General features: G+C 70.2%; 28 protein-coding genes. 18 read left to right on the plus strand and 10 right to left on the minus strand.

The annotated features are described in order from the left end of the window. Window positions 1-405: 405 nt before the first annotated feature. The 3 genes from AC07NG_RS00145 to AC07NG_RS00155 form a co-directional block, all read right to left on the minus strand. Complete coding sequence (locus AC07NG_RS00145; RefSeq protein ID WP_494591326.1) at window positions 406-567, minus strand: hypothetical protein; 162 nt, start codon at window positions 565-567, stop codon at window positions 406-408. An 18-nt stretch (window positions 568-585) separates the two neighbouring features. Then, window positions 586-1,521, minus strand: a complete 936-nt coding sequence (locus tag AC07NG_RS00150) for an AEC family transporter (protein ID WP_492855263.1) — start codon at window positions 1,519-1,521, stop codon at window positions 586-588. Window positions 1,522-1,713: 192 nt separating this feature from the next. Continuing rightward, complete coding sequence (locus AC07NG_RS00155) at window positions 1,714-2,094, minus strand: hypothetical protein (RefSeq protein WP_494591329.1); 381 nt, start codon at window positions 2,092-2,094, stop codon at window positions 1,714-1,716. 143 nt (window positions 2,095-2,237) lie between these two features. On the opposite strand from AC07NG_RS00155, the gene AC07NG_RS00160 reads away from it, so the two are divergent. Then, on the plus strand, window positions 2,238-3,350 hold the full coding sequence (locus AC07NG_RS00160; protein ID WP_494591331.1) for a serine hydrolase domain-containing protein: 1,113 nt from the start codon (window positions 2,238-2,240) through the stop codon (window positions 3,348-3,350). Between the two features lie 6 nt (window positions 3,351-3,356). On the opposite strand, the gene AC07NG_RS00165 is transcribed toward AC07NG_RS00160, so the two are convergent. Further along, on the minus strand, window positions 3,357-3,929 hold the full coding sequence (locus AC07NG_RS00165; RefSeq protein WP_494591333.1) for a DUF2939 domain-containing protein: 573 nt from the start codon (window positions 3,927-3,929) through the stop codon (window positions 3,357-3,359). A gap of 182 nt (window positions 3,930-4,111) precedes the next feature. Between AC07NG_RS00165 and AC07NG_RS00170 the strand changes: the two genes are divergently transcribed. The 3 genes from AC07NG_RS00170 to AC07NG_RS00180 all read left to right on the plus strand — a co-directional run bounded on the left by AC07NG_RS00170 (window position 4,112) and on the right by AC07NG_RS00180 (window position 7,328). Then, a complete protein-coding gene (locus AC07NG_RS00170) occupies window positions 4,112-5,530 on the plus strand; it encodes an amino acid permease (protein ID WP_494591335.1) in 1,419 nt (472 codons plus the stop codon). 243 nt (window positions 5,531-5,773) lie between these two features. After that, window positions 5,774-6,970, plus strand: a complete 1,197-nt coding sequence (locus AC07NG_RS00175) for an FAD-dependent oxidoreductase (protein WP_494591337.1) — start codon at window positions 5,774-5,776, stop codon at window positions 6,968-6,970. A gap of 10 nt (window positions 6,971-6,980) precedes the next feature. Then, window positions 6,981-7,328 carry a PilZ domain-containing protein gene (locus tag AC07NG_RS00180; protein ID WP_110121521.1) on the plus strand — a complete coding sequence of 116 codons (348 nt, stop codon included), beginning with the start codon at window positions 6,981-6,983 and terminating at the stop codon, window positions 7,326-7,328. Here the strand turns inward: AC07NG_RS00180 and arsH are convergent. Beyond that, window positions 7,325-8,062, minus strand: coding sequence for an arsenical resistance protein ArsH (gene arsH, locus AC07NG_RS00185; RefSeq protein ID WP_494591340.1), 738 nt, complete (start codon window positions 8,060-8,062; stop codon window positions 7,325-7,327). The two genes, AC07NG_RS00180 and arsH, sit on opposite strands and share 4 nt — an antisense overlap. Before the next feature lie 54 nt (window positions 8,063-8,116). On the opposite strand from arsH, the gene AC07NG_RS00190 reads away from it, so the two are divergent. The 3 genes from AC07NG_RS00190 to arsC are packed head-to-tail and all read left to right on the plus strand — an operon-like array spanning window position 8,117 to window position 9,538. Beyond that, the gene (locus tag AC07NG_RS00190) at window positions 8,117-8,458 is read left to right on the plus strand and encodes an ArsR/SmtB family transcription factor (protein ID WP_492855255.1); all 342 of its coding nucleotides are present in this window, start codon (window positions 8,117-8,119) and stop codon (window positions 8,456-8,458) included. Window position 8,459: 1 nt separating this feature from the next. Then, window positions 8,460-9,134 (plus strand): aquaporin, encoded by a 675-nt coding sequence (locus tag AC07NG_RS00195; protein WP_494591342.1) that lies wholly within the window; start codon window positions 8,460-8,462, stop codon window positions 9,132-9,134. After that, the gene (arsC, locus tag AC07NG_RS00200) at window positions 9,131-9,538 is read left to right on the plus strand and encodes an arsenate reductase (glutaredoxin) (protein WP_494591344.1); all 408 of its coding nucleotides are present in this window, start codon (window positions 9,131-9,133) and stop codon (window positions 9,536-9,538) included. The genes AC07NG_RS00195 and arsC overlap by 4 nt, the downstream gene beginning before the upstream one ends. Here the strand turns inward: arsC and AC07NG_RS00205 are convergent. Together AC07NG_RS00205 and AC07NG_RS00210 are read right to left on the minus strand one after the other, a co-directional pair. Next, window positions 9,528-10,337, minus strand: coding sequence for a hypothetical protein (locus tag AC07NG_RS00205; protein WP_494591345.1), 810 nt, complete (start codon window positions 10,335-10,337; stop codon window positions 9,528-9,530). The two genes, arsC and AC07NG_RS00205, sit on opposite strands and share 11 nt — an antisense overlap. 366 nt (window positions 10,338-10,703) lie before the next feature. After that, window positions 10,704-11,918 (minus strand): NADP-dependent isocitrate dehydrogenase, encoded by a 1,215-nt coding sequence (locus AC07NG_RS00210; RefSeq protein WP_110121515.1) that lies wholly within the window; start codon window positions 11,916-11,918, stop codon window positions 10,704-10,706. Between the two features lie 229 nt (window positions 11,919-12,147). Here AC07NG_RS00210 and AC07NG_RS00215 point away from each other — a divergent pair, with 229 nt between their 5' ends. Further along, the gene (locus AC07NG_RS00215; protein WP_494591347.1) at window positions 12,148-14,658 is read left to right on the plus strand and encodes an ATP-binding protein; all 2,511 of its coding nucleotides are present in this window, start codon (window positions 12,148-12,150) and stop codon (window positions 14,656-14,658) included. Here the strand turns inward: AC07NG_RS00215 and AC07NG_RS00220 are convergent. Both AC07NG_RS00220 and AC07NG_RS00225 read right to left on the minus strand, forming a co-directional pair. After that, a complete protein-coding gene (locus tag AC07NG_RS00220) occupies window positions 14,642-15,046 on the minus strand; it encodes a hypothetical protein (RefSeq protein ID WP_494591349.1) in 405 nt (134 codons plus the stop codon). The genes AC07NG_RS00215 and AC07NG_RS00220 overlap by 17 nt on opposite strands. Window positions 15,047-15,120: 74 nt before the next feature. Next, entirely contained in the window at window positions 15,121-16,143 is a 1,023-nt protein-coding gene (locus tag AC07NG_RS00225) for a serine hydrolase (RefSeq protein WP_494591351.1), read from the minus strand. Window positions 16,144-16,240: 97 nt separating this feature from the next. On the opposite strand from AC07NG_RS00225, the gene AC07NG_RS00230 reads away from it, so the two are divergent. From AC07NG_RS00230 to AC07NG_RS00240, 3 genes are all read left to right on the plus strand, one after another. Further along, window positions 16,241-17,044 carry an RNA methyltransferase gene (locus AC07NG_RS00230; RefSeq protein ID WP_494591353.1) on the plus strand — a complete coding sequence of 268 codons (804 nt, stop codon included), beginning with the start codon at window positions 16,241-16,243 and terminating at the stop codon, window positions 17,042-17,044. Between the two features lie 163 nt (window positions 17,045-17,207). After that, complete coding sequence (locus AC07NG_RS00235) at window positions 17,208-20,105, plus strand: TonB-dependent receptor (protein WP_494591355.1); 2,898 nt, start codon at window positions 17,208-17,210, stop codon at window positions 20,103-20,105. 161 nt (window positions 20,106-20,266) lie between these two features. Beyond that, complete coding sequence (locus tag AC07NG_RS00240; protein ID WP_494591357.1) at window positions 20,267-21,739, plus strand: OmpP1/FadL family transporter; 1,473 nt, start codon at window positions 20,267-20,269, stop codon at window positions 21,737-21,739. A 112-nt stretch (window positions 21,740-21,851) separates the two neighbouring features. Here the strand turns inward: AC07NG_RS00240 and AC07NG_RS00245 are convergent, their stop codons facing one another. Beyond that, window positions 21,852-22,733 carry a LysR family transcriptional regulator gene (locus AC07NG_RS00245; RefSeq protein WP_494591359.1) on the minus strand — a complete coding sequence of 294 codons (882 nt, stop codon included), beginning with the start codon at window positions 22,731-22,733 and terminating at the stop codon, window positions 21,852-21,854. A 116-nt stretch (window positions 22,734-22,849) separates the two neighbouring features. On the opposite strand from AC07NG_RS00245, the gene AC07NG_RS00250 reads away from it, so the two are divergent. The 7 genes from AC07NG_RS00250 to AC07NG_RS00280 all read left to right on the plus strand — a co-directional run bounded on the left by AC07NG_RS00250 (window position 22,850) and on the right by AC07NG_RS00280 (window position 26,668). Continuing rightward, window positions 22,850-23,959, plus strand: coding sequence for an S-(hydroxymethyl)glutathione dehydrogenase/class III alcohol dehydrogenase (locus tag AC07NG_RS00250; protein ID WP_198577627.1), 1,110 nt, complete (start codon window positions 22,850-22,852; stop codon window positions 23,957-23,959). A 19-nt stretch (window positions 23,960-23,978) separates the two neighbouring features. Next, window positions 23,979-24,122 carry a hypothetical protein gene (locus AC07NG_RS00255; protein ID WP_494591362.1) on the plus strand — a complete coding sequence of 48 codons (144 nt, stop codon included), beginning with the start codon at window positions 23,979-23,981 and terminating at the stop codon, window positions 24,120-24,122. Between the two features lie 5 nt (window positions 24,123-24,127). Continuing rightward, complete coding sequence (gene fghA, locus AC07NG_RS00260) at window positions 24,128-24,976, plus strand: S-formylglutathione hydrolase (RefSeq protein WP_494591364.1); 849 nt, start codon at window positions 24,128-24,130, stop codon at window positions 24,974-24,976. 11 nt (window positions 24,977-24,987) lie between these two features. Beyond that, complete coding sequence (locus tag AC07NG_RS00265; protein ID WP_494591366.1) at window positions 24,988-25,272, plus strand: hypothetical protein; 285 nt, start codon at window positions 24,988-24,990, stop codon at window positions 25,270-25,272. A gap of 125 nt (window positions 25,273-25,397) precedes the next feature. After that, window positions 25,398-25,787 (plus strand): hypothetical protein, encoded by a 390-nt coding sequence (locus AC07NG_RS00270; RefSeq protein ID WP_487287884.1) that lies wholly within the window; start codon window positions 25,398-25,400, stop codon window positions 25,785-25,787. 57 nt (window positions 25,788-25,844) lie between these two features. Then, complete coding sequence (locus tag AC07NG_RS00275) at window positions 25,845-26,255, plus strand: ExbD/TolR family protein (protein WP_494591368.1); 411 nt, start codon at window positions 25,845-25,847, stop codon at window positions 26,253-26,255. Beyond that, a complete protein-coding gene (locus AC07NG_RS00280; RefSeq protein WP_494591370.1) occupies window positions 26,255-26,668 on the plus strand; it encodes an ExbD/TolR family protein in 414 nt (137 codons plus the stop codon). Before AC07NG_RS00275 ends, AC07NG_RS00280 begins: the two co-directional genes overlap by 1 nt. Window positions 26,669-26,696 lie beyond the last annotated feature (28 nt).

Raw genomic sequence — 26,696 nt, forward strand, 5'->3', positions numbered from 1 at the left:
CCCCCGGGAATGGAAGAAGACCATCCCGATGGCTGGCCAAGGTCAAGGTACCGCGGGTATGGCGTTGATCGGGTAGTCGCTGGCAAGCTAGAGCCCGACCTTGCTGGCTCTTCCGGCGAGCTTGGCGCGGCGGACATGGCCCCGCATGGTCTCAAAGTGCTGGGGCGGATCTGGCCCATGATTTCCTCGTTGGGCGCGGCCGCGGCGTAGGCCAAGGTCACGAGCCCGGCCCGCAGGGGGCTGAGATATTTGCCTTCAATCCGGCCGGGTGATGATCTGCCAGACGACGCCGGACATTTGATCGGTCGGCAAGTGGCCGCTCGGCCTTGCAAAGATCAGCGGCGCTTTCGCGCCCTCGAAGATCACGCCGACGTCCACGATAAAGTAGAAGCGATCAGCCGAAATTCACGGCAGGTCGATGACCTGGTCCAGCCTGACGGGATCGCGTGGATTGGGGCGGCCATGGAATTCGACAAGCAGGTCGCTCCCACTGGAGGGCAGGCCGGCTTGCTCCAGCGAGCGTTGCAGGGCGGTCTCGAAAAGGGAGGCGAAACCGCTCCTGTCCATTCTCAGACCCCAGCGGCTCTAGCTCTTCAGCCACACCGCCACGGCCGACAGGGTCACGCAGGCGACCACCGTTGTCAGGGCCACGATGCGGGCGCCGCCGCGGGCGAAGACGTTGTAGGCGCGGGTCTGGATGAAGACGTTGACGGCCGTCGGGGTCGCCGCCAGCAGGGTGGCGGCCAGGCGGAAGGCGGCGGGAGCCGGGGTCAGGCCGACCACGGTCCAGACCAGCAGCGGCAGGACCAGCAGCTTGGCGAGGGCGGCGGCGATCACCGGGCTCCAGCGCGGGGCGGGGACGTCGGCCTCGACCGGCAGGCCCAGCACCACGCCCAGCGCCACCAGGGCGACCGGGCTGCCCGAGGCGGCGGCCGCACCGACCGCGCGGTCGAGCACGCCGGGCAGCTGCAGGCCGATCAGGGCCAGGGCCGCGCCGAACAGGGCGGCGGCGACGATCGGGTTGCGGAACGCCTGCATCGTTGAGCGCCAGACCGAGCGCCCGCCGGCCCAGCCGAGCAAAGCCACGCCCAGGGCGGTGGCCAGTACGAAGTCGACGGCCACGAGGCCCGCGCCCAGGCGGGCGATCTCGGGCCCGAACACGGCGGCGGCCACCGGCAGGCCCAGGAACGCGCTGTTGCCGACGCCGGCGGCCATGGCCGTGCCGGCCCGCTCCTCGCGGGTCCAGCGCAAGGCCAGACCCGCCAGCACCAGCAGGCCCATGATCGCCGCCAGGCAGCCGGCGTAGGCGGCCAGGCCCAGGGTCAGGTCGTGACCCGGCCGGCCCATGCGCGACAGGGAATGCACCAGCAGGGCCGGGAAGCCGATCCAGTAGACGTAGGCGGAAAGGCCCTGGGCCATGCGGCCGTCGAACAGCCGCAGCCGGGCCAGCACCACGCCGGCCCCGACCAGCATGAAGAACGGCAGGGCCCGCGCCAGGACCTCCAGCGTCAGGGCGATCACGCCGGATGCGCCTTGGCGGGCGGGAACAGAGTCATGCGCGAGGGCCTCGGCGGAAAACGCGGGGTCGCTGATACCACCCGTCCCGCGCCGGGGTCAAAAGCGTCGCCGGACGGCGAGGTCGGCCGGCCAGGCGTCGAGGAGCCGCCGTGGGGCGATCTGCTGCGGGTGGACGCGGGTCTTAGAGGCGCGGAGCTAGGCCGCGTGGCCCAGCCGCCAGCCCCTCGGGGCGGGGCCGAACCGGTTGTCGTCGGCCTGGCCGCGCCGAACGCCCAGCCATGCCGTGAAGCCGAACGCGGCCAAGAGGATCGCCAGCGCCATGCCGCCGGCGATCAACGGCGGGGGCGAGACGACGGCCAGGGTGCTGAGCGCGAACAGTACGGCGGCGATGACATAGCCGGCCCAGGCCCCGCGCAGTCCCAGGTCGCGCATCCGCCCGGCATGGACGAGCACCCATGGCAGGACGAAAGCGCCGTTGATCGCGGAGGGATGGATCGCCGTCGCGGCGGCGGTGAAGGCGATGGTCAGGACCATGCCCAGCCAGAAGTAGCGACGGTTCAGTCGGAATTTCGTCATGTCGAGAATGGTCGCCCCCGCCGTTCGGCCTCGCTCGTAGCGATCGTGCGCCGGCTCGGCAAGCCGGCCTTACCGATCCTTCATTTGCCATCGCCGAGGGGTTGAGCTTGAACGAACCTCGTTCTGTACGCGAAGGGTTCACCATGCTCGACCGCCGCCGACTGCTCGCCCTGGCCGCCGTGGCGGGAGCCGCGCCGTCCCTGGCGGTCGCGCGGCAGGCCGCGCTCGCTCCCGCCGCGCCGGTCGACCCGGCGGCGGTGCTGGCCGAGACCGGCGCCCCGGCCGTGGCCGGGCTGATCAGCGACGGAGACAAGGTGATCGCGCAAGTCGCGGGCGGCGTGCGCCGGCTGGGCGCGGCCGATCCGGCGACGACCTCCGATCCCTGGCATATCGGCTCCAACACCAAGGCGATGACGGCGGCGCTCTACGCCCGGCTGGTCGAGGCCGGCCAGGCCAAATGGGGCGCGACCCTGGGCGCGCTGTTTCCGGGCGTTAAGCTCGATCCGGCCTGGCGCGAGACCACGATCGAGCAGCTGATGAGCCACAGCGCGGGGCTCCGTGACGGGCCGGTGATGGCCGGCGCGTGGCTGGTCCGCGCCAATCTCGACAAGCGGCTGCTTCCCGTCCAGCGGGCCGAGGTCGCGGCCCAGGTGCTGTCCGCGCCGCCGACCGGCAAGCCGGGGACCTTCGAATACGCCAACTTCAACTACGTGCTGGCGGGCGCGGCGATCGAGGCGATCACCGGTGTCGCCTGGGAGGAGGCGATCCGCACGCGCCTGTTCCAGCCGCTGGGGATCGAAAGCGCCGGCTTCGGCGCGCCGAAGGGCGACGTCCCCTGGGGGCACGTGTCCGCGCCGGGCGGCGGGCTGACGCCGGTCGATCCGGCGGGACCGGCCGACAATCCGCCGGCGCTCGGTCCGGCCGGCACGGTGCACATGACGCTCCAGGACCACGCCCGCTTCGCCCGGCTTTTCCTGAAGGACAACGCGATCCTCTCGGCCGACAGCATCCGCCGCCTGACCACGCCGGCGCCGGGCGCGACCTATGCGCTGGGCTGGGTGGTCGTGCCGGAAAAGCCCTGGAGCCGGGGTCCAATCCTGGCCCACGAGGGCTCCAACACCCTGTGGCACGACGTGGTGCTGATCGCGCCCGGCCGCGGCGCGGCGATCATCGCCGCGACCAACGCCGGCCCGGAGGCGTCGAAGGGCGCGGCCATCAAGCTCACCCAGCAGTTCCAGAAGACCTACGTGGCCTGAGGCAGGCTACCGCTCGTCGCCGGGCAGGCGGATGTGGACCAGCTTCCACTCGAACAGCGCCCGGCGCTGGAAGGTGAAGATCGTCGCCTTATCCTTGGCGTCCGGTCGGCGCACGGCGATGCGGACGCGGTTGGGGTCCCAGTAGGCGATGGTCGGGTAGGGGCCGCGCACGACGGCCTGCATGCGTGCCAGCACCGTCGGCGGGCGCGGCGGCGACAGCGGGGCCGCGCCTGGGGCGTAGCCGCGCGTCAGGGCCTGCAGGCCCGGGACGGTGAGGTAGCGGTCGACCTTGGGCTCGGGCGGGGCGATCGGCTCGATGGCGCGCTTGAAGACGCCCAGCGGGTTGCTCCAGATCGACGGGGCCTCGGGCTTGGCGGCCGGGGCGGCTTCGTCCAGCTGGCCGGTCAGGCTGCGGCGCACCGAGGGAAAGTCGACCAGTTCGCCGATCGCCTGCACGTCCTCGTACTGGGCGGCCGCCTTCAGGGCGCGGAACGCGAACCAGGGCGCCGTGGCGTAGGCGGCGGCGAACACGAAGATCGCCAGGACGATGAGGTCCCAGATCCGCTTCTGCAAAGTCATTGCGCCCCCGCACGGTTAACGCCGCCTAGAATGGGCATTCATGCCCTTCCTGCAAGGGCGTTCGCGCGCCGGGAGTTCCATTGATGGAATCCGCTTTCCTGACGGGCCTGGGCGCTCTATGGGGTCGCCGCTCGCGGCGGCGCTTAAGCGCCCGCCGCCCCTGAGGAATTTCCGGAGCGCCCATGGCCGGCCCGCGTCTCGCCGATCTTTTCCGCTGCAAGCCCGTGGGCGCGATCGCGGCCGAGGGGGACGACAATCCCAACGACCTGTCCGGTGAACTGCACCGCTCGATCGGCCTGTTCCAGCTGACCATGCTGGGCGTCGGCGCCACGATCGGCACCGGCATCTTCGTGGCCCTGACCACGGCCGTGCCGCTGGCGGGGCCGGCGGTGATCGTCTCGTTCGTCATCGCCGGGATCACCGCGGCCCTGACGGCGCTGTGCTACGCCGAGCTCGGCTCGACCATCCCGGTCTCGGGGTCGTCCTATTCCTACGCCTATGCGACGCTGGGCGAGTTCGTCGCCTTCCTGGTCGGGGCGTGCCTGCTGCTGGAATACGCCGTCTCGGCCTCGGCCATCGCGGTGGGCTGGGGCCAGTACCTGAACGAACTGTTCTTCGACCTCTTCCGGTGGCGCCTGCCCGAGGCCCTGGCCGCGCCGCCCGGAGCGGGCGGGGTGTTCAACCTGCCGGCGGTGGTGCTGGTGGGCTCGTGCATGGTGCTGCTGCTGCGCGGGGCCAAGGAGTCGACCACGGTCAACGCCGTGCTGGTGGTGGCCAAGCTGCTGGTGCTGCTGTTCTTCGTGGTCATCGCCTTCACCGGCTTCCGGTCGGAGAACCTGACGCCGTTCGCGCCGATGGGCGTGGCCGGGATCGGGGCGGCGGCCTCGTCGATCTTCTTCTCCTATATCGGCATCGACGCGGTCTCGACCGCCGGCGACGAGGTCAAGAACCCGCGCCGCAACCTGCCGCTGGGCGTGGTGCTGAGCCTGCTGATCGTCACCGCCGTCTATGTGCTGGTGGCCGTGGCCGCCGTCGGCGCCCAGCCCTGGACCGCCTTCGCGGGCCAGGAAGCGGGGCTGGCGGTGATCCTGCGCAACCTGACCGGCGCGGGCTGGACCTCGCTGATCCTGTGCCTGGGCGCGATCATCTCGATCTTCAGCGTCACCCTGGTCGTGATGTACGGCCAGACGCGGATCCTGTTCGCCATGAGCCGCGACGGCCTGCTGCCGCGCCTCTTCCAGAAGACCGACCCGCGCACCCGCACGCCGGTCTGGAACACGGTGATCGTGGCGGCCTTCATCGCCTTCCTGGCCGCCTTCGTGCCACTGGACGTGCTGGTCAACCTGACCAGCATGGGCACGCTGATCGCCTTCGCCATCGTCTCGGCCGGGGTGATCATCCTGCGCCGCACCCGGCCCGACCTGCCGCGTGGCTACAAGGTGCCGCTCTATCCGGTGCTGCCGGTGCTGAGCGTGGCCTTCTGCCTCTACCTGATCATCGGCCTGCCGTGGGACACTTACCTGCTGTTCGGCCTGTGGGCGGCGGCGGCCTGCGTCATGTACTTCGGCTATTCGCGCAAGCACTCGAAGCTGGCGGGGTAGGCTGGAACCTCCCCCTCTGGGGGAGGCGGCCGAAGGCCGGAGGGGGGGCGTTCTCAGCTTTCGCTGAATGAGTTGATCTCGCAGTCGCTCCCCCCACCGATCGCTGCGCGATCGCCTCCCCCAGAGGGGGAGGTTCCTCGTTTTGGGTCAGTTCTCATCTTCCTGGGGACCATCCGTCCTCGCGCCTTGCCCTGGCTTTCCCCGCGCCTCTAGGCTCGCCCCTGGATTTCCAGGAGGCGGGGCATGGCGGGGGCGAGCAGCCGGCGGACGGTGCTGGCGGGATTGGGCGGCCTGGGCGCCGCCAGCCTGTCGGCCTGCGCCACGACGGGGCGGGGTCTTCCCGCCGTCGCCGGCCCGTCCGGCTTCCTGGCGACGCCGCTAGCCCCGCTGCGGATGGAGGTCGACCGGATCACCAAGATCACCGTCTGCCTGCGTCCGTTCCGGGCGGCGGGTCCGCGTCTCGACGTCGACACCGTCGTCGGAAAACGCGTGGTGCACAACTACGGCCACGGCGGCAGCGGCTGGTCGCTGTCGTGGGGCTCTGCCGAGATCGCGGCGGGCAAGGCGCTGGAGGGCGGGACCCGCGAGGTCGCCGTCATCGGCTGCGGGGCCATCGGCCTGACCACGGCGCTGACCCTGCAGCGGGCCGGCGCCAAGGTGACGATCTACGCCAAGGAGCGCACGCCCTACACCCGCTCGGCCCGGGCCACCGGCACCTGGTCGCCCGACAGCCGCATCGCCGACGCCGACCGTGTGTCAGCCGACTTTCCGGCGCTGTGGGAGCGGATGGCCCGCACCTCCTACGCCGCCTACCAGACCCTGCTGGGCCTGCCGGGCGAGCCGGTGGCGTGGAGCGACCGCTACACCCTGTTCGACGCCTTGCCGCCGCCGCGCGGCCCCGGCCCCGTCAACGCCGCGCCGGCGGTGCGTTTCGCCGCCTACAACGAGCGCCTGGCGGGCCTGGTGCCCAGCATGCGCGACCTGCCGCCGGGCGCGCATCCGTTCCCGGTCGCCCGCGCGCGGCGGGGCGTGCAGATGCAGTTCAACGTCGCCGACCTGGCCCACCAGCTGACCACCGATTTCCTGCTGGAAGGCGGGCGCATCGAGACCATGACCTTCGACACGCCGGCCGATCTGGCCCGCCTGAAGGAGGCGGTGGTCGTCAACTGCACGGGCTATGGCGCGCGGGCGCTGTGGAAGGACGAGAGCGTCACGCCGGTGCGCGGCCAGATCGCCTGGCTGGCGCCGCAGCCCGAGGTCCGCTACGGCCTCTACTACCGTCACGTCTCGGTGCTGCCGCGTCCGGACGGGATCGTCGTGCAGCAGGTGGGCGAGAGCGAGATGTTCGGCTACGGCGTCGCCGACGAGACGCCGGACCGCGCCGAGGCCGAAGACGCGGTTCGTACAATCGCAAAGCTGTATTCACCAAGTCGGGTGTAGAATCGCCGCGATGAGCCAGATTGAAGTCCAGGGAATGGAAAAGCGCGCCTACCGACGCTACCCCGCCTCGCGCAAGGCCTACCTCGTGGTGGGCGGCGAGCCGCTGCGCTGTCGCCTGATCGACATCGCCAAGGGCGGCGCCCGCATCGCCGGGCCGGAGCTGTCGCCGCAGGCCGGCCCGCTGCACCTGGTCGACCCGGCCCGGCGCCTCGTCCACCTGACCCGCATGGTCTGGCAGGGCGACGGCCAGATGGGCCTGCAGTTCATCGAGAGCCGCGCCTTTACCGAGGCCCTCGGCGGGGCCGAAGGCGCCGGCCGCGTGGTCGACATGATCGGTCCCTGGCCGACCGACGGCTAGTCAGCCGCCACGGTCTCGTGGCGCATGGCTTCGGCGCCCAGGGCGACATGCTCGGGGATGCGCCCGTCGGCCTTCCGTTCGCTGTAGCGGTCGACGAGATAGTCGGCCCGGTCGCGGGTCAGCAGGGTGAACTTCACCAGTTCCTCCATCACGTCGACGACGCGCTCGTAGTAGCTGGACGGCTTCATGCGGTCGTTCTCGTCGAACTCCTTGTAGGCCATGGCCACCGACGACTGGTTGGGGATGGTGATCATCCGCATCCAGCGGCCCAGCAGGCGCAGGGTGTTGACCGCGTTGAACGACTGCGAGCCGCCGCTGACCTGCATCACCGCCAGGGTCTTGCCCTGGGTGGGGCGGACGCTGCCGATCTCCAGCGGGATCCAGTCGATCTGCGACTTGATGACCCCGGTGATCGCGCCGTGGCGCTCTGGGCTGCACCAGACCTGGCCCTCCGACCACTGCGACAGCGCCCGCAGTTCCTGGACCTTGGGATGGTCGGGGCCGGCGGCGTCGGGCAGGGGCAGCTCGCGCGGGTCGAAGGTCCGGGTCTCGCAGCCCAGCGCCTGGAGGATCCGCGCCGCCTCCTCGACCAGCAGCCGGCTGAACGCGCGCTCCCGCAGCGAGCCATAGAGCAGCAGGATGCGGGGCGGATGCGTCGCGGGCGCCGCCACGGCGAGCCGGGCTTGATCCACCGGGGCGAGGAACTTGCGGTCGAGGGCGGGGAACTCGGTCACGGGCGACTCCAAGAGCGTCATTGAACTGTCCAATAATTCCATCATATTGGAAATATGGAATCGAAGTCCGCTGTCAACATGCTCTCCGCCCTCGGCCATGAAGGGCGCCTGGCGATCTTCCGCCTGCTGGTGAAGGCCGGTCCCGTCGGAATCGCGGCCGGCGACATCGCGCGGACGCTGGATGTCCTGCCCAACAGCCTGTCGGCTAACCTCAACGTCCTGTCGCATGCGGCGCTGGTCACCTCGCGGCGCGAGGGCCGGTCGATCATCTATTCGGCGGACTACGGCGCGATGAGCGGCCTGCTGGGCTTCCTGATGGAGGACTGCTGCAATGGCGCTCCGGAGGTCTGCGCGCCCCTGGGCGCGATCGTCGCCAAGGCCGGGGCCTGCTGCTGACATGGCGCGCTTCGACCTGTCGCGCCGCCTCGTCGCCGAAGCCCTGGGCTCGGCCCTGCTGCTGGCGGTGGTGGTCGGCTCTGGGATCATGGGCGAGCGCCTGGCGGGCGGCAACGTCGCCATCGCCCTGCTGGGCAACACCCTGGCCACGGGGGCTGCGCTGGTGGTGCTGATCGGGGTGTTCGGACCGATCTCCGGCGCGCACTTCAATCCGGCCGTGACCCTGGTCGCGGCGCTGCGGTGCGAGCTGCCGTGGCGCTTGGCGCTGGCCTATCCGGTCGTGCAGGTCGCCGGCGCGGTGCTGGGCGTCTGGATCGCCCACGCCATGTTCGGCGAGCCGATCGTCCAGGTCTCGACCAAGCTGAGAGCGGGCGGCGCCCAGGCCTTGGCCGAGGTGGTGGCGACCTTCGGCCTGGTGGCGACGATCCTGGCGACCGTGCGCTTCAAGCCCGACAGCACGGCCATGGCGGTGGGCCTCTACATCACCGCCGCCTACTGGTTCACGGCCTCGACCTCGTTCGCCAATCCGGCGGTGACGATCGCGCGGAGCCTGTCGGACACCTTCGCCGGGATCGCGCCGTCCTGCGCCCCGGCCTTCATCCTCGCCCAGCTCGCCGGCGCCCTGCTGGCGGCGGGCGTCTTCGGCTGGCTGCTGAAAGCGGAGACCGCGTCGTGACCGACTTCCCGATCACCATCTTCCACAACCCCGCCTGCGGCACGTCGCGCAACGTCGTGGCCATGGTCGAGGCCGCCGGCTACGCGCCGGTCGTCGTCGAGTATCTGCAAGCCGGCTGGACCGCCGAGCAGCTGCGCGACCTCGCCGCCCGCGCCGGCCTGCCGCTGCGCGACCTGATCCGCGAGAAGGGCACGCCCGCCCAGGACCTGGGCCTGCTGGCCGAGGGGGTCTCCGACGAGCGCATCCTCGACGCCATGGTCGAGCATCCGATCCTGGTGAACCGGCCGATCGTGGTGACGCCCAAGGGCGTGGCCCTGTGCCGTCCGTCCGAGCGGGTGCTCGACCTGCTGGAGCGCCGTCCGGCCAGCTTCACCAAGGAGGACGGCGAGGTCGTCATCCTCTAGACGGCCGCCGCGTCCCGGGCGCGAACAGCAGGTCCGACCAGCGCCAGGAGGCGTCGCCTAGCGCCAGGCGCGGCGCGCCGGGTCCGTCGGCCAAGCTGACGACGACGAGGCCGCGCATCAGGTCGGCGCGGCAGGCGGCTGGAGCAAAGCCGACCTCCATGATGATCGCCTCGCGCACGCCCGCCAGGCCCTTGCCGACCTGGCCGGGGCTCTGCAGCCACTTGCCGCGCCAGACCAGCACCGCCTTGCCGGAGGCTGCGGCCTCGCCATGCGCCGACGCCAGGGCCGAGCGGACGCGCGGATTGCGCCGCAGGGCCGCTTGCAGCCGCCGGACCATGTCGCAGCTGGCGCCGTCGCCCGCGCCGTTGCCGGATCCGGTTCCCACGGTGGTCGCGCCGGCGAGATCGGCCTCGCCCAGTTCGGCGGCCATCATGGTGGTGTCGGCGGGCGTCGCGACCAGGGGCTCGACGTCGGGCGGGCGCACGGCCGGGCGAGCGGTGCGGGTCGGCGGCTTCGGGTCCGGCTTGGGCGGGGCGGGCGAGGGCGGCCGGGCGGGCGTGGGTTCGGGCTTCGGCTCCAGGGCCGGCGGCTTGGGCTCCGGCTCGGGCGGCGGCGGGGGAGGGGGCTGGACGAGATCGACCGCGATCGGCTCGGGCTCGGGCGGACGCGGCTCCGGCTGCGCCATCAGCACCGCCAGCAGGGCCAGGCCGTGGGCGCCGACGCTGACCAGGCCGGCCGCCAGCTGCGTCGCGCGCGAGGGGCGGCGGCGGGCGGGGTGGTCGATCAGCGGTCTTGGCATCACGCGTCCGTGGCGAGCGCCGGAACGCCGACGCCCGTGCAGGTGAACACTCCCCCGCGTCAGGATCGTGGCGAGCGGCGCCGCTAAGCGGACATGGGCGCTAACGCTGGTGCAATCCCACCCCTTTTCTCCCGTCATTCCCGCCCTTGTGGCGGGAACCCCTGGTTCCGCTCGCACGTGAAGCGCCAGCGGACTGCTGAGCAGTCCGCTCCTTCCGCCCTTGCGGCTGATAGAGGGTTTCCCGCCACAAGGGCGGGAATGACGGGATGTTTGAGGGGGAGCTTCGGCAAGCCCTGGGCCATGACGCCCAAAGAAAAAGGCCCTCCCGTGAGGGAGGGCCTTCTCTTTTCCGAAAGGTCGGACCGCTTAGGCGGCCATGGCCTTCTGGAGGTTCTCGTCGATCTTGTCGAGGAAGCCCTCGGTGGTCAGCCAGCCTTGCTTGTCGCCGACCAGCAGGGCCAGGTCCTTGGTCATGAAGCCGCTCTCGACGGTGTCGATGCAGACCTTTTCCAGGGTGGCGGCGAACTTGGCCAGTTCCTGGTTGTCGTCGAGCTTGGCGCGGTGCGCCAGGCCGCGGGTCCAGGCGAAGATCGAGGCGATCGAGTTGGTCGAGGTCGACTCGCCCTTCTGGTGCTGGCGGTAGTGGCGGGTGACGGTGCCGTGGGCGGCTTCGGCTTCCACCGTCTTGCCGTCCGGCGTCATCAGCACCGAGGTCATCAGGCCCAGCGAGCCGAAGCCCTGGGCGACGATGTCCGACTGCACGTCGCCGTCGTAGTTCTTGCAGGCCCAGACGTAGCCGCCCGACCACTTCAGCGCCGAGGCGACCATGTCGTCGATCAGGCGGTGCTCGTAGTGGATGCCCTTGGCCTTGAACTGGTCGGCGTATTCGGCGTCGAAGATCTCCTGGAAGATGTCCTTGAAGCGGCCGTCATAGGCCTTGAGGATCGTGTTCTTCGTGGAGAGATAGACCGGGTAGCCGCGGTTCAGGCCGTAGGCGAACGAGGCGCGGGCGAAGTCGCGGATCGAGTCGTCGAGGTTGTACATCGCCATGGCGACGCCGGCGTCCGGAGCCTTGAAGACTTCGTGCTCGATGGTCTCGCCGTCTTCACCGACGAACTTGATCGACAGGGTGCCCTTGCCCGGGAACTTGAAGTCGGTCGCGCGGTACTGGTCGCCGAAGGCGTGACGGCCGACGATGATCGGCTGGGTCCAGCCCGGCACCAGGCGCGGCACGTTCTGGCAGATGATCGGCTCGCGGAAGATCACGCCGCCCAGGATGTTGCGGATCGTGCCGTTCGGCGACTTCCACATCTTCTTCAGGCTGAATTCCTCGACGCGTTGCTCGTCGGGGGTGATGGTGGCGCACTTCACGGCCACGCCGTGCTTCTTCGTCGCGTTGGCCGCGTCGATGGTCACCTGATCGTCGGTGGCGTCGCGGTTCTCGACCGACAGGTCGTAGTAGTCCAGTTCCAGGTCCAGATACGGGAAGATCAGCTTATCCTTGATGAGCTTCCAGATGATCCGGGTCATTTCGTCGCCGTCCATGTCGACGACGGGATTGGCGACTTTAATCTTGGCCATTGCGGGGTCTTCCTCTCGCGGTGGCGCGCTCTGACGCTCGGCGCACAGGGCCGGAACGTGGCGCGGACGGCGAGCCCTATAGACTGTTGCGGCCGCTGGGGAAAGGCTGCGTGGCGGCGCCTCGCGCGGGAGCGCGGCATTCCACCGCAGGCGACATCACCCCCGCAGCGCCCTAATGGGTTGAGATCGTGCGGAAGGTCCCTGGCGGGGGACGGTTTGGGGGAGATGCGTGAGCAGCCTGTGGCGCCATACGGACGTGAAATCGCCCCTGGCGCGACGGCTCCTGGCCTTCGCCGCCCTGGTGTCGATCGCGGTCACGGGGCTGGTCACGGCGGTCACCTTCTACTTCGTCCAGCAGAGCGCGGCCGAGACCCAGATGCGCCACCTGGCCGAATATGTCGGCGAGCGGGTGAAGACCGAGGACCGGCTGTTCTCCGACCTCGTCAAGGTGCACGACGCCTCCAGCCTGGCCCTGCTGCGCCGCCTGCGCGAGATCGAGCCCGACATCGACCGCCAGTTCGACCTGCTGTTCCCCGACCATGGCGACGGCACCCGCCGCACCGCCCCGCGCCTCTATGACGGCGGTCGGACGGGCAACCACTATGTCTACGGCATCGGCGGCTTCGTGCCCCACGCCGCCGACCTGACCCGCGCGGACAAGGCCCTGCTGGTGGGGGCCATGGAGGTGGTGGCCAACGCCGGCGAGACCGAGATCGGCCACTACGACAACTTCTACTTCTTCACGCCCGACACGCGGCTGGTGATGTTCGGCCCCAAGCGCAAGGACCGGCTGCTCTACTACCGGCAGGACGCGCCGCCGACGCTCGACATCTCCAAGGAGGAGATGACCCTGCTGACCCGGCCGGAGGCCAATCCGCAGCGGGTGATGAAATGCACCAAGCTGCGCAAGCTGATCTCCAATCCCAGCGGGCGCGGGCTGAACGCGGCCTGCATGACGCCCTTCGACCTCAACGGACGCCACGTCGGGGCCTGGGGCACCAGCCTGTCGCTCGACTCTTTCCTGCTGCGGGCGGTGGGCGACGCCCTGCCGGGCGGCCAGAACCTGATCGTCTCGTCCGACGGCGAGCTGATCGCCGCGCCGGGCCTGGCCAAGGACGGGGTGGTCGACGCCGCCCAGCTGGCGCGGGTGCAGTCCAGCGAGCGGGTGGCCGACCTGGTGGCCCAGATCCGCAAGAATGGGGGCGACGTCGGCGCCCTGCGCGACCGGGGCGGCGACCGGGTGGTGGCCTATGGCCGGATGAAGGAGCCGGACTGGTACTTCCTGATGACCTTCCGCTCGGACCAGATCGTCTGGAACGCAGTGAAGACGGCCTCGTGGGTGCTGCTGTTCGGCGTGGTCGGGGTGATCGCCCAGCTGTTGCTGCTCTATCGCCTGATGGCGCGCGAGGTGGTCTCGCCGCTGCGGGGCCTGGCCGAGGCCCATCGCGAGGACGACGGCGTCGCGGCCGCCCGCATCGAGGCCCGCGGCGACGAGATCGGCGCCTTGGCCAGGGCGTTGCGCAAGCAGCGGGAAGTGCACGACGACCTGCTGCGCTCGCTCGAGGACCGGGTCGCCGACCGCACCCGCGAACTGGAAAAGGCCAACCAGGCCAAGTCGGTGTTCCTGGCCAATATGAGCCACGAGTTGCGGACGCCGCTGAACGGCGTCATCGCCGTCGGCGATCGCCTGGCCGAAGAAAGCAATCCGGCCCGCCGCCGCGAGCTGGCGGCCCTGGTCGCCTCGTCGGGCCGCCTGCTGGAGCAGGTGCTGGGCGACATTCTCGACGTCTCCAAGATCGAGGCCGGCGAGTTCCAGCTGACCTTCGCGCCCTTCGACCTGGAGACCCTGGTGGCGGGCATGGCCGAGCTGCACCGCGCCTCGGCCGAGGCCAAGAACCTGACCTTCTCGTGGTCGGTGTCGCCCGAGGCGATCGGCCGCTACGAGGGCGACGCCGGAAGGATCAGCCAGATCCTGTCGAACCTGCTGGGCAATGCGGTGAAGTTCACCAGCGTCGGCGGGGTGGACCTGTCGGTCGAGCGGATCGGCGACGTGGTCCGCTTCAGCGTCAGCGACACCGGGGTGGGCTTCGACGACGCGGTGCGCGAGCGCCTGTTCAAGCGCTTCGTCCAGGCCGACCAGTCGATCACCCGCCAGTTCGGCGGCACGGGCCTGGGCCTGTCGATCTGCGCGGCCCTGGCCGAGATGATGGGCGGCTCGATCGACGCCCGGGCCGTGACCGGACGGGGCGCGACCTTCATCGTCGACCTGCCGCTGCAGCCCTCGACCGAGATCCTCGGCCACGAGGACGACGAGGACGACGGGCCGATCTCGCTGGAGGGTCTGCGGGTGCTGGTGGCCGAGGACCATCCGGGCAACCGCAAGGTGGTCGAGATCGTGCTGGAGCCGTTCGGCGTCGACCTGACCATGGTCGAGGACGGCGAGGCGGCGTTGCGGGCGCTGGACGAGCAGCCCTTCGACGCGGTGCTGATGGACATGCAGATGCCGGTGATGGACGGCCTGACCGCCACCCGCGCCATCCGCGCCCGCGAGGCGGCCCAGGGCGCGCGGCGGATGCTGGTGATCATGCTGACCGCCAACGCCATGGACGAACATATCGCCGCCGCCCACGCCGCCGGCGCCGATCTGCACGTGGCCAAGCCGCTCAATCCGGGCCTGCTGGTCCAGGCCCTGGCCGGCGCCCGCACGCGCCTTACGACGAAGGTCAGTGCGGCGGAGTAGAGAGCGCGGGGCTTTCCTGGGCGCAACCGTCCGCCGTTTCGCCGAGCTCGGCCGGCGCGGGCCAGACCTGCAGGGTCTTCCGCGTCCATGGCAGGTTCGGACCCCGCAGTTCGCACCACAGCGTCATGTCCGGAAGGAAGCTGAGGTTCATCGAGCCGGCCAGCGTCGCCTCGACCATCGACACGCCGGTCGTGGGATTGGCGCGGGTCAGGGTTCCCGCCGCCACCTCGGCATCCAGCCAGAATATCCGCCAATCGACCGTGGCGTCACGGCCCGGCGGCCGGCGCCAGTCGACCCGCACCGCGGGGCCCAGCATGGCCAGCCCGTCCGGGCCGGGCGTCTCCTCCGGGGCGAGGGGCGGCGTGTCGGGCGGGGCGGCGGATGACATGGCGGTCGCTCGCGTGAGTGAGGTCCAAGCATAGCCGATGGCGGCGATCGCTGTCAGGTCGTGCTTGCTTGCCGCTATCGGCCCGATTGTTCCGCCGCCGCCAGCACCGTCCGCGCGATGTCCACCACCAGCGCAGTCCGATCCTCGTCCTCCAGCGGCGAGGCCTTGAGGAAGATCGCCAGGGCGAAGCGGCGGCCGTTCTGAAGCTGGACCATGGCCAGGGTGGCGTCGGCGGCGCAGAGGCCAAGGTCGTAGGGCGCGGAGGCAGTGATGGCCGCCAGGCGGGCGCCGGCGGGCAGGGCGGGGCGCAGGCGATCGCCGGCGGCGGCCTCCATCAGGCGGAGCAGGCGACCCCGGCCGTCCTGGCTGGTCAGTTCGAACTGGTTGAGGGCTTCGAGGAAGCGCACCGCGCCCAGGGGCGTGGCGGTGTCGCGCGGGTCGGCGAGATAGCGCTGCCGGGCGGCCCGGCGCTGCGCCTCCGGCGTCGCCAGCACCGCCTTGCGCCAGGCCTGGCCCTTCCAGTCGGCGCGGAACGAGGCCGTCCCCGATCGCTCGGGCAGCAGCTGGCGGGCGTAGCGGTCGAGACGCACGCCCTCGACCTTGCGCAGCTCCAGCCAGGCGGTGACCGCGCCGGGGCCGCCGATCCGCTTCAGCAGCACGTCGGCGGCGGTGTTGTCGGACAGGGCCACGGCGCGCTTGAGCAGGTCCTCGACCGTGTAGCGGCCGTGGGCGGGCCAGGCGTCGGCCACGGCGCCGGGCGGCGGCGACAGGTCGACATCCTCGATCGCCAGGGTCTCGGACGGCGACAGGGCCTTGGCCTCGATCTCCGACAGCACGGCCGCGCCCAGGGCCGCCTTCCAGACCCCGTCCATCGGAAAGGGAAGGTCGCCGGCCGTGGCGATGCGCTGGGCGGTGGTCAGGTCCTGGGCCGCGACGCCGAGGATGCCGGGGCTGGCCCGTTCGGCCAGGGTCGCCAGCTTGGGGTTCAGGGTCTCCGGGTCGAAGGCCGGATCGGCCTGCGAGCCGCCGCGGCAAGCCGCCAGCGTCCCAGCCAGGGCCGGCGCGGCGAGGGCGGCGAGCAGGGCGCGGCGGTGCATGGGGCCTCCGGTCGGAACAAGCGTGAGCGGAGGCTAAACGCGCCAGAACGCGCTTCGGACTTGCGCGGAGGCGCGCGGCGGCGGCAAAGGGACGCCCATGACCACCGAAACTGCTCCCGAAGACGTCGTCCGCACGCCGCCGTGCGTCATCCTCAGCGCCCCGCAGCTGGCCGAGAACATCGGCGCCGTGGCGCGGGTGATGGCCAATTTCGGCCTCTACGAGCTGCGGCTGGTCAATCCGCGCGACGGCTGGCCCCAGGAGCGGGCCTGGGCCAGCGCCTCGGGCGCCAGCTGGCCGCTGGACGACGCCAAGGTGTTCGGCAGCCTGGCCGAGGCCATCGCCGACCTGCATCTGGTCTACGCCACCACGGCCCGCCCGCGCGAGACGCGCCTGCCGGTCTACACCCCGCGCGAGTCCGCCGGCCATCTGGCGACCGAGGTCGAGCAGGGCCGCAAGGTCGGGCTGCTGTTCGGCGGCGAGCGCGCGGGGCTGGAGACCGACGACATCGCCCTGTGCCAGGCCATCGTCTCGATCCCGATCGACGAGCGCTTCCGGTCGCTGAACCTGGCCCAGGCCGTGTCGATCAACGCCTACGAATGGAAGATGACGGTCGACGACCGCCCCTGGAAGAGGTTCGAACTGAACGTCGAGGGGCCGGCCGACCAGGCCGCGATGCAGGGCCTGTACGAGCATCTGGAAGGCGAGCTGGACAAGGCCGGCTTCTACCATCCGCCCGAGAAGAGGCCGTCGATGGTGCGCAACCTGCGCGTCCCGCTGGCCCGCGCGCGCCTGACCGACCAGGAGGTCCGCACCTTCCGCGGCGTGATCACCGCCCTGTCGAAGGGGCGCGGCCGGGTGCTGGCCAAGCTGGCCGCCCAGAAAGCGGCGAAGGAGGAGTAGAAACTCCCACTTTCCGGGACCAGAGAAACCGGTTTCCCACCTTACAGGGCTTTAATTTTCGCATCCGCGAAAACGCCGCTATCCAGCCAAAATCCATGGCCAAGGTTCGGTTGTGGGCGGCACTCGACGGTTGAGCGTCGGGGCGAGCGTGGGGAGTGGGGCGATGGCGCTGGGCGGAACGCTGCTGCAAGGTCTGGCGGCCGCCTTGGCCGTGGGAAGCGGCCAGCCGGGCGAGACCAAGCCCGCCGAGCCGGCGAGCGCCGAGGCCGCCGCCTCGGACGCCAAGTCGTCGGATGCGAAATCCTCGACGACGTCTTCGGCGGCCGCGCCCGTTGAAACCGCGCCCGTCGAGACTACGCCCGCCAGCACGACCACCGAAGACATCGACAGCGTCGCCGGCGTGACGGTCGACGCCGCGCCGCGCGGCAAGACCGAGGGGCCGATCGAGGCCGAGCACGTGCTCGATGAGGCCGACATCCAGGCCTATGGCGCGGGCAGCCTGTCGGAGCTGGTCACGGCCCTGGCGCCGCTGACCGTCTCCTCGCGCGGCCGGGGCGGCGACGAGCCGCCGATCATCGTCATCAACGGCCAGCGCATCTCCGGACCGCAGGAGATGAACGGCATCCCGCCCGAGGCGGTGCAGAAGGCCGAGATCTATCCCGAGGAAAAGGCGCTCGCCTATGGGTATCGCGCCGACCAGAAGGTGCTGAACTTCGTCCTCAAGAAGAACTTCCGCCAGGTCTCCGTCGAGGACGAGCGACGCTTCTCCACCGAGGGCGGCCGCACCTTCTCGGAGGAGCGGGGCGGCCTGTTCAAGGTCGACGCCGACGGCCGCTGGACCGTCAATGTCCGCTATCGCCGCGAGACCCCGCTCTACGAGCAGGAGCGCGACATCGTCCGCGCCAGCACCTCGCCCTACGACCTGCAGGGCAACATCGTCGGCCCGCCGCTGGCCACGCCGACCGAGATCGACCCGGCCCTGTCGGCCCTGGTCGGCTCGACCGTGACCAAGGCCGCGGTTCCGGGCACCTTCGCGGGCGTCGCGCCGAGCCTTGCCGACTTCGTCGCCGGCGCGGGCGGCTTTGCGACCGACGACCTGACCGCCTCGCGCACCCTGCTGCCGCGCGGCGAGGAGGGATCGATCCAGGGCGGCTACAGCCGCAACTTCGGCAAGACCACTGTGTCGTTCAGCGGCAATCTCGAGAGCACCAGCCGGATCAGCTATCTGGGCCTGACCGGGGTCAAGCTGGACCTCTACGACGACAATCCGTTTTCGCCGTTCGCGGGCGACGTGGCGCTCTATCGCTATCTCGACGTGCGCGACGCCCTGCGCCGCAAGGTCGACACCGACAAGATCGAACTGGCGACGACGGCGCTGGGCATGTTCGGCGGCTGGCGCTGGAGCCTGTCGGGCAATTTCGACCTGACCGACAGCGCCACCCGCACCGGCCGGGGCGTGGACACCTCGCTGTTCACCGCCGCGGTCAAGGCCAACGACCCGACGGTGAACCCGTTCGGGCCGATCCCGGCCAACCTGCTGCGCTACAACGCCCAGGACACCGCCGACTCCGTCACCACCAACGCCAAGGCAGAGTTCACCGCGTCCGGCGCCCTGGCGCAGCTGCCGACGGGCCGTCTGCGCGCCACCTTCAAGACCGGGGTCGACAGCCGCCGGGTCGACGCCGACAGCGTCCGCTCGGGCGTCGCCACCCAGCGCGACCTGACCCGCGACCGCGCCACCGCCTATGCCAGCCTCGACCTGCCGCTGCTGGAGCGCGGCGAGGGGCCGCTGGGCTTCATCGGCTCGGTGTCGCTGAACGGCAACGGGCTCTACGAGCAGTTCTCCGACATCGGAGGCCTGGTCACCGCCGGCGGCGGGGTGTCGTGGCAGCCGATAAAGGGCGTCAGCCTGGGGCTGAACTACAGCACCGAAGAGGGCGAGCCGACGCCGCAGCAGGTCAACGACCCGGTCGTGCAGACGCCCAACATCTCGATGTACGACTTCGCCACCGGCGACACGGTCAACGTCACCCGCATCGAGGGCGGCAACCCGAACCTGAAGCCCGACGGTCGGCAGGTCGTGAAGCTGAACTTCTTCTACAAGCCGTTCGAGAAGACGGACTTCTTCTTCTGGGGCAACTACACGGCCAGCCGCATCGACGACCAGATCGCCTCGTTCCCGTCGATCTCGCCCGAACTGGAGGCGGCCTTCCCGTCGCGCTTCGTGCGCGAGGCCTCGACGGATCCGACGCAGGTGGGACGGTTGATCTCGGTCGACAGCCGGCCGGTGAACTTCGCCCACGCCGACAACCAGATCCTGCGCTGGGGCGTGAACTACAATCTGCGCTGGGGCGGGCCGACTCCGGCCGCGCCCGGTCCGGCGCCGAGGCCGGCCCCAGGGACTGGAACGACCACGGGGGCGACCGTCGCAGCGCCAGTGGGCGGGACGGGCGCGGTGGGCGCGCCTTCGCGGACGACGACCTCCGGCGGCCCTTCGGGCGGTTCGCGTCCTCCCGGCGGGGTGCAGGTCACCGGCGGCGGCATGATGTCCCGGATGGGCGGCGGCGCCATCCCGCCCGGCCAGACCCGGCTGCAGATCTCGATGAACCACACCTGGCGGCTGAAGGACGAGGTGGTGATCCGCGACGGCATGGCGCCGCTGAACCTGCTGGACGGCGCCTCGCTGGGCCGCCGGGGCGGCACGCCGCGCCACGAACTTTACCTTCAGGCGGTGCTGGCGCGCAGCGGCATGGGCGCCACCCTGCGGGGAAACTGGCGCTCGTCCACCTGGGTGGACGGCGGCCTGAACGGCGACGACCTCTATTTCTCCGACCTGCCGACGCTGGGCCTGCAGGGCTTCATCGACCTCGATGCGCGCAAGGACTGGGCCAAACGCTACGGCTGGCTGAAGGGTTCGCGGGTCAGCCTCGGCGTCGACAACCTGTTCGACGCCAAGCAGCAGGTGGTCAACGACCAGGGCGTGACGCCCCAGGCCTACCAGGAAGACTACATGGACGCCGCCGGTCGCACCGTGCGCCTCAGCTTGCGCAAGGTGCTCTGACCCTTCGGGAAAGGGTGAAGGTGCACGGTTCGTGATGATGGCGTAATTGTGTCCAGTCTTCGCGAGTAATGACGTAACGTAAATCGCCGGAACTCTTTGGCGGTGACCTGCGTTGCCCGGCTGAGCTCCTGAAAATGCGGGAGTCGCAGGGAGGAATCAGCGTGAGCAAGCACCTGAAGACACGGCTCGCCGTGAGCGCGGCCGTGTGCGCGGTCGTCTGCGCCGGACACGCCTTCGCGGGCGCCTTCTACATCCAGGAGCAGTCGGTGAAGGGCATGGGCCGCGCCTATTCGGGCGAGTCCACCGACGTCGGCGCCTCGGCGATGTTCTGGAACCCCGCCGCCATCGGCCGGATCGAGGACAAGGAGCTCTACACCGGGGCCGCCGGCATCTTCGTCACCGGCGAGGTGACCGACGAGGGCTCGACCCTGCAACGGCCGACGCTGAACATCCCCGCCGTGCTGGGCACGTCGATCCCGGGCCTGCCGAACGGGGTCACCGGCCTGCTCAGCGGCGTGCTGCCGGGCCTGACCAACGGCGTGCTGATCCCGACCCTGGAGAGCCTGCCCAACATTCCGCTGCAGCCGGCCCTGGCGGTGGGCGGCAATTCGACAGCCAAGAACCCGATCCCCAAGTCGATCGTGCCAAACTTCGCCTTCGCCATGCCGCTGACCAGCCGCCTGTCGCTGGGCGTGGGGATCAACGCCCCGTTCAACGCCGTGACCACCTACGACGGCGACAGCTGGGTGCGCTACAACGCCATCAAGTCGCGGTTCCTGAACATCAACATGCAGACGGCCCTGGCCTATCGGGTCACCGACTGGCTCAGCGTCGGCGGCGGCGGCAACATCGACTATTTCGACGCCACCTTCAGCCAGATGGGCCCCGACCTGACCGCGCCGTTCCCGGACGGCAAGATCGAGGTCAAGGGCGAGGACATCCGCTACGGCTGGAACGCCGGCTTCCAGGTGCATCCGGGCGACCGCCTGGTCGTCGCCGGCTCCTACCGCTCCGGCTACAAGCACGAGCTGGACGGCACGGTGGCGATCTACGGCTTCCAGGGGCCGTTCTCGCTGGTCACCAGCCAACAGGAGGCGACGACCAGCTTCTCGACGCCCTGGATCGCCACGGCCGGGGTGACGGCGAAGCCGACCCGCAAGCTGGCCGTCCACGCCCAGGTGCAGCGCTTCGGCTGGAGCGACTTCGACACGGTGACGGTCGACCTGAAGGGCGCGGGCCAGCTGCTGCCGGGGGCGCTGCTGCCCAAGCAGATCGTCGTCAACGAGTTCTACAAGGACACCACCAACGTCGCCGTCGGCGTCGACTATCAGGCGACGAAGTGGCTGGCGCTGCGGGCCGGCGTCCAGAAGGACCCGACCCCCACCAACGACCAGTACCGCGACGCCCGCGTGCCCGACGGCGACCGGATGATCTACAGCCTTGGCGCGACGGTCACGCCCAAGCGCAACATCAACCTCGACCTGGGGGCCTCGTACATCAAGCTGAAGGACAGCGTGATCCACGCCGACCAGACCCTGTACGACGGCACCGCCTTCCCGATGGAGCTGTCCCTGCGCGGGCGTTCGGAGGGCAAGGGGATCGTGATCGGCGGCGGGGCGCGGATCGCGTTCTGAGGTCGGAGAGGACCCCCTCAGTCGCTCCGCGACAGCTCCCCCAGAGGGGGAGCATCCGCGGCGTAGATCCTCCCCCTCTGGGGGAGGTGGCCCAGAGGGCCGGAGGGGGTCTTCACCCCAACCCCCGCTCCAGGTGCTCCACCAGCAGCCGCACCTTGGCCGGCAGCAGGCGCAGGTGCGGATAGACCGCCCAGACGCCCTCGTCGGCGGGCAGGCAGTCCTCCAGCAACGGGACCAGTCGGCCCTCGGCGACGGTTGCGTCGACGTAGAAGTTGGGCAGCTGGCAGATCCCCAGGCCTTGCAGCGTGGCGTCCAGCACCGCCTGGCCGCTGTTGCAGCGCCAGCGGCCCTGGGGCTTGAAGACGATTTCGCGGTCGCCTTCCGGACCCGGGTCGCGGAACGGCCAGGCGTCAACGGCGCCCAGCACGCAGGCATGGCCCTCCAGCTCTGCGATGGTGCGCGGCGTGCCGGCTCGTTCCAGATAGGCCGGGGCGGCGCACAGGCGGCGGGTGCGCGAGGCCAGGCGCTTGGCGATCAGGCGGCTGTCGGTCAGGCGGCCGAAGCGGATGGCCAGATCAAAGCCCTCGCTGACGATGTCGCGCACCGCGTCGTCCAGCTCGATGTGCACCGACAGCCGCGGGTGCACCAGGACGAAGGCGTTGACCGCCGGGACGACGTAGCGCTCGCCATAGGCCGTCGAGCAGGTCATCCGCAGCAGGCCCTTGACCTCGCCGTCCTCCTCGCCAACGGCGGCCAGGGCCTCGTCGCGGTCGTGGACCAGCTGGCGGCAGCGGGCCAGGAAAGCCCGCCCGGCGTCGGTCAGGCTGACCCGGCGGGTGGTGCGATAGAGCAGGCGGGTCTGGAGGCGCTCTTCCAGCCGGGCCACCTCGCGGCTGACGCCGGACGTGGACAGACCCAGCCGTCGCGCGGCCTGGGAGAAGCTCTCGGCCTCGGCCGTGGCCACGAATTCGTCGATGCCGTCCCAGGCGCCCATGGCGGCGATGGTGCGCTCATTGTCCCTTCATGGCAACAATGTTTTGCATCAATTGGGATTATCGAACCCCGCGCATCGGCGTACCACAGGCGCTCAAGTTCGATCGGAGCCCTACGATGAAGACCCGCGCCGCCGTCGCTTTCGAAGCCAAGAAGCCGCTGGAGATCGTCGAGGTCGACCTCGAAGGGCCCAAGGCCGGCGAAGTCCTGATCGAGATCAAGGCCACCGGCGTCTGCCACACCGACGCCTATACCCTGGACGGCCTCGACTCCGAGGGCCTGTTCCCGTCGATCCTGGGCCACGAGGGCGCGGGCGTGGTGGTCGAGGTCGGCGCCGGCGTCACCAGCCTGGCGGTCGGCGACCACGTGATCCCGCTCTACACGCCCGAATGCCGCCAGTGCAAAAGCTGCCTCAGCGGCAAGACCAACCTCTGCACGGCCATCCGCGCCACGCAAGGCAAGGGGCTGATGCCGGACGGCACCAGCCGCTTCTCCTACAAGGGCCAGACCATCCACCACTATATGGGCTGCTCGACCTTCTCGAACTACACCGTGCTGCCCGAGATCGCGGTGGCCCGCATCCGCAAGGACGCCCCGTTCAAGACCGCCTGCTACTGCGGCTGCGGCGTGACGACCGGCGTTGGCGCGGTGACCAACACCGCCAAGGTCGAGCCGGGCGCCAACGCCATCGTCTTCGGCCTGGGCGGCATCGGCCTCAATGTCATCCAGGGCCTGAAGCTGGTGGGCGCCAACATGATCGTCGGCGTCGATCTGAACCCCGACCGCGAGGAATGGGGCCGCAAGTTCGGCATGACCCATTTCGTGAACCCCAAGGACGTCTCGGGCGATCTGGTCGCCCACCTGGTGGCCCTGACCGACGGCGGCGCCGACTACACCTTCGACGCCACCGGCAACACCACGGTCATGCGCCAGGCGCTGGAAGCCTGCCATCGCGGCTGGGGCGAAAGCATCATCATCGGCGTGGCCGAGGCGGGCAAGGAGATCGCCACCCGCCCGTTCCAGCTGGTCACCGGCCGGGTCTGGAAGGGCACGGCCTTCGGCGGCGCCCGCGGCCGCACCGACACGCCCAAGATCGTCGACTGGTACATGGACGGCAAGATCCAGATCGACCCGATGATCACCCACGTCCTGCCGCTTGAGCGCATCAACGAGGCCTTCGACCTGATGCACGCGGGCGAGAGCATCCGCACCGTGGTGACGTTCTAGTCTCTTCGTCCTTCTCCCCTTGCGGGAGAAGGTGTCGCCGCAGGCGACGGATGAGGGGTTGAAGGCGCGATCAGCCGCGCACGGTTTCGGCCGGTGCGACCCCTCATCCGACCTGCTTCGCAGGCCACCTTCTCCCGCAAGGGGAGAAGGATCGCTCAGGTAGCCGCCATGACCGTCGAAACCCTCGCCACCCACCGCACCCAGGGCGGGACCCTGCGCTACTGCCGGCACGACAGCGCCAGCACCGGCACGCCGATGAAGTTCAGCGTCTGGGTTCCTGCCAAAGACAGCAAGGGCGGGCAGGGGCCGTTCCCCTATCTCGTCTGGCTGTCGGGCCTGACCTGCACCGAAGACAACTTCACCACCAAGGCCGGTGCCTATGCCTGGGCGGCGAAGCACGGGATCGCCATCGTCGCGCCCGACACCAGCCCGCGCGGGGAAGGCGTCGCCGACGATCCGGCCTATGACCTGGGGCAGGGCGCGGGCTTCTATGTCGACGCCACGCAGGCTCCGTGGGCGTCGCACTTCAGCATGTATTCCTATGTCACCAGGGACCTGCTGGAGGCCGTCGACGGCGCCTTTCCGCTGGATCCGGCCCGGCGGGGGATCTTCGGCCACTCGATGGGCGGCCACGGCGCCCTGACCATCGCCCTGCGCAACCCGCAGCTCTTCAAGTCGGTCAGCGCCTTCTCGCCGATCGTCTCGCCGCTGAACTGCCCGTGGGGCGACAAGGCCCTGACCGCCTATCTCGGCCCTGACCGAGCCGCGTGGCGCGCCCACGACGCCTGCGCCCTGATCGAGGACGGTTTCGGCCAGGGCTTCGACGAGATCCTGGTCGACCAGGGCCTCGCCGACAATTTCCTGGAAAACCAGCTGAAGCCGCAACTGCTGGAAGAGGCCGGCGCCGAGGCTAGGCTGAAGGTCACGGTCCGCCGCCAGGAAGGCTACGACCACAGCTACTTCTTCATCGCCACGTTCATCGGCGACCACATCGACTGGCACGCGGCGCGGCTGTAGCTTCGCCGTCGATGGATGTCGACGAGCACATCGAACGGGTGGCGCGGGCGCGGCCGGGCAAGGTCTGGCGCGACGTCGTGCTGGCCGTCCTCGCGGTTACCGGCTTCGCCGTTCCGGCTTTGCTGGCGGTTCTGCGAATGCGATCGGCGGGGACGCCGCTCACCTCGGTCGAGTGGATATCGCTCGGGGTGATGCTGCTGGCGCCGGCCGCGGTCTTCCTGGCCGCCTACGGTCTGTGGCGACGGGGGCGCCGCCGTCGGCCCGCGGCGTCGAAGCCGCCCGTGGTGCTGGACTGACGCCCGAGGCGCCACGCCGCCCGCCACACCACCCGGTTGTGAACTTTCGGTAATTCATCCCGGGTTCAGCCGCCGAGCGCTCCTCTCCGCCAAGGCCAAGTTCGGCCGCTGAGGGGTTCAAGAACATGCAGAAGAAACTGGCCGTCCTGGCCCTGGTGATGGCCGCGGGCCTGTCGACCTCGGCCTGCGTCATCATCGACGCCGACCACGGCGGCAAGCGCGACGTCACCGTGAAGATCAACGACAGCGACGACCTGGAGTCGATCTACGCCGTCGGTCTGGAGAAGGGCGAGCTGGTGGCCCGGGTGTCGTCGAACGGCTGCACCAAGGCCGAGGACTTCAAGGTCGAGGCCAACCGCCGCGACTCCGTCGTCGCCATCACCCTGGTCCGCGAGCGTCCCGACCTGTGCCGCGCCCTGGTTCCCGAAGGCAAGGACGTGCGCTTCGACCTCGACGGCCTGGGCGTGCAGCGCAACGACCGCATCCGCGTGCGCAACCCGCTGCAGCGGCCGTAAATTACGCTTGTCAGTCTTCTGCCGCCGCGCCACTCTCGCTTCGAGAGAGAGGCGCGGATGGCCCAGAAGCTGGCGGGACGGCTGAGCGACAAGCCGATGGCGGCGCCCAACATGGCGCCGTTGATCGGCGTGCTGCTGGCGGTGTTCACCGTGGTGACCGCCACCTCGGTCGGGCTGCCCAAGGCCGTGAACCTCCATGTTGACGTGTGCTCACTGGGAGCGCCGCCCGGGCCTGATCGCCTGTACATCTCCTTCCAGCGGGGCGGTCCGATCTATGTGGCGGACAGGCGCGCGGCCAATCTGGACGCCGCCGTGGCCGAGGCGATCGGCGAGGCGCGCGCCCATGGCCTGATGGTCGTGTCCCTGCGGGCCGACGCCGAGGTGCGCTACGAGACCGTGGCTGCGGCGGTCCGCGCCCTGGACGCGGCCGGGCTCAAGGCGGGCTTCATCAACGAGGAAATCCACTGATGGCGCGGCTGGCGGGACGGCGGTCCGACGGGCCGATGGCGGCCGTCGATCTGACGCCGCTGGTCGGGGTGCTGCTGGCCCTGGTCGCGGGCGTGACCGCCCTGACCCTGGCGGGACGGCCGGACCGTCAGCTGCGGCTGGACATTCCAGCCGCGCTTCCGCCGGCGATGGATGCGGGTCCACGCGAGGGAACCTACGTATCCATCCATGACGGCCGCTGGTTCGTCGGCGACCAGGCCGTACCGCGCGAACAGTTCGCCGACGCGCTGCACGAGACGTCCCAGGCGGCCGGCTGGTCGCTGGTCGAGGTGCGGGCCGACCCCGACACGCCTTACGCCGAGGTGTTCGAAGTGATCCGCGCGGTCGAAGAGGCTGGGTTGCGGCCTCGCCTGCTTAACGAGGACATCCGTTAAAGCCTGGGGGACCGGCCCGGAACCGCGC

The sequence above is a fragment of the Caulobacter sp. GW821-FHT10C03 genome, from assembly GCF_059415485.1.

What these genes read in the sequence shown, in the direction of transcription:
- AC07NG_RS00190 (WP_492855255.1), top strand. Translation starts at nt 8,117, where the DNA reads ATGGAATCGAAGTCCGCTGTCAACATGCTCTCCGCCCTCGGCCATGAA.
- AC07NG_RS00245 (WP_494591359.1), bottom strand. Translation starts at nt 22,733, where the DNA reads ATGGGCGCCTGGGACGGCATCGACGAATTCGTGGCCACGGCCGAGGCC.
- AC07NG_RS00165 (WP_494591333.1), bottom strand. Translation starts at nt 3,929, where the DNA reads ATGACTTTGCAGAAGCGGATCTGGGACCTCATCGTCCTGGCGATCTTC.
- AC07NG_RS00145 (WP_494591326.1), bottom strand. Translation starts at nt 567, where the DNA reads ATGGACAGGAGCGGTTTCGCCTCCCTTTTCGAGACCGCCCTGCAACGC.
- fghA (WP_494591364.1), top strand. Translation starts at nt 24,128, where the DNA reads ATGACCGTCGAAACCCTCGCCACCCACCGCACCCAGGGCGGGACCCTG.
- AC07NG_RS00155 (WP_494591329.1), bottom strand. Translation starts at nt 2,094, where the DNA reads ATGACGAAATTCCGACTGAACCGTCGCTACTTCTGGCTGGGCATGGTC.
- AC07NG_RS00210 (WP_110121515.1), bottom strand. Translation starts at nt 11,918, where the DNA reads ATGGCCAAGATTAAAGTCGCCAATCCCGTCGTCGACATGGACGGCGAC.
- AC07NG_RS00175 (WP_494591337.1), top strand. Translation starts at nt 5,774, where the DNA reads ATGGCGGGGGCGAGCAGCCGGCGGACGGTGCTGGCGGGATTGGGCGGC.
- AC07NG_RS00205 (WP_494591345.1), bottom strand. Translation starts at nt 10,337, where the DNA reads ATGCCAAGACCGCTGATCGACCACCCCGCCCGCCGCCGCCCCTCGCGC.
- AC07NG_RS00280 (WP_494591370.1), top strand. Translation starts at nt 26,255, where the DNA reads ATGGCGCGGCTGGCGGGACGGCGGTCCGACGGGCCGATGGCGGCCGTC.
- AC07NG_RS00220 (WP_494591349.1), bottom strand. Translation starts at nt 15,046, where the DNA reads ATGTCATCCGCCGCCCCGCCCGACACGCCGCCCCTCGCCCCGGAGGAG.
- AC07NG_RS00250 (WP_198577627.1), top strand. Translation starts at nt 22,850, where the DNA reads ATGAAGACCCGCGCCGCCGTCGCTTTCGAAGCCAAGAAGCCGCTGGAG.
- AC07NG_RS00195 (WP_494591342.1), top strand. Translation starts at nt 8,460, where the DNA reads ATGGCGCGCTTCGACCTGTCGCGCCGCCTCGTCGCCGAAGCCCTGGGC.
- AC07NG_RS00265 (WP_494591366.1), top strand. Translation starts at nt 24,988, where the DNA reads ATGGATGTCGACGAGCACATCGAACGGGTGGCGCGGGCGCGGCCGGGC.
- AC07NG_RS00275 (WP_494591368.1), top strand. Translation starts at nt 25,845, where the DNA reads ATGGCCCAGAAGCTGGCGGGACGGCTGAGCGACAAGCCGATGGCGGCG.
- AC07NG_RS00225 (WP_494591351.1), bottom strand. Translation starts at nt 16,143, where the DNA reads ATGCACCGCCGCGCCCTGCTCGCCGCCCTCGCCGCGCCGGCCCTGGCT.
- AC07NG_RS00180 (WP_110121521.1), top strand. Translation starts at nt 6,981, where the DNA reads ATGAGCCAGATTGAAGTCCAGGGAATGGAAAAGCGCGCCTACCGACGC.
- AC07NG_RS00270 (WP_487287884.1), top strand. Translation starts at nt 25,398, where the DNA reads ATGCAGAAGAAACTGGCCGTCCTGGCCCTGGTGATGGCCGCGGGCCTG.
- AC07NG_RS00235 (WP_494591355.1), top strand. Translation starts at nt 17,208, where the DNA reads ATGGCGCTGGGCGGAACGCTGCTGCAAGGTCTGGCGGCCGCCTTGGCC.
- AC07NG_RS00160 (WP_494591331.1), top strand. Translation starts at nt 2,238, where the DNA reads ATGCTCGACCGCCGCCGACTGCTCGCCCTGGCCGCCGTGGCGGGAGCC.
- AC07NG_RS00170 (WP_494591335.1), top strand. Translation starts at nt 4,112, where the DNA reads ATGGCCGGCCCGCGTCTCGCCGATCTTTTCCGCTGCAAGCCCGTGGGC.
- AC07NG_RS00230 (WP_494591353.1), top strand. Translation starts at nt 16,241, where the DNA reads ATGACCACCGAAACTGCTCCCGAAGACGTCGTCCGCACGCCGCCGTGC.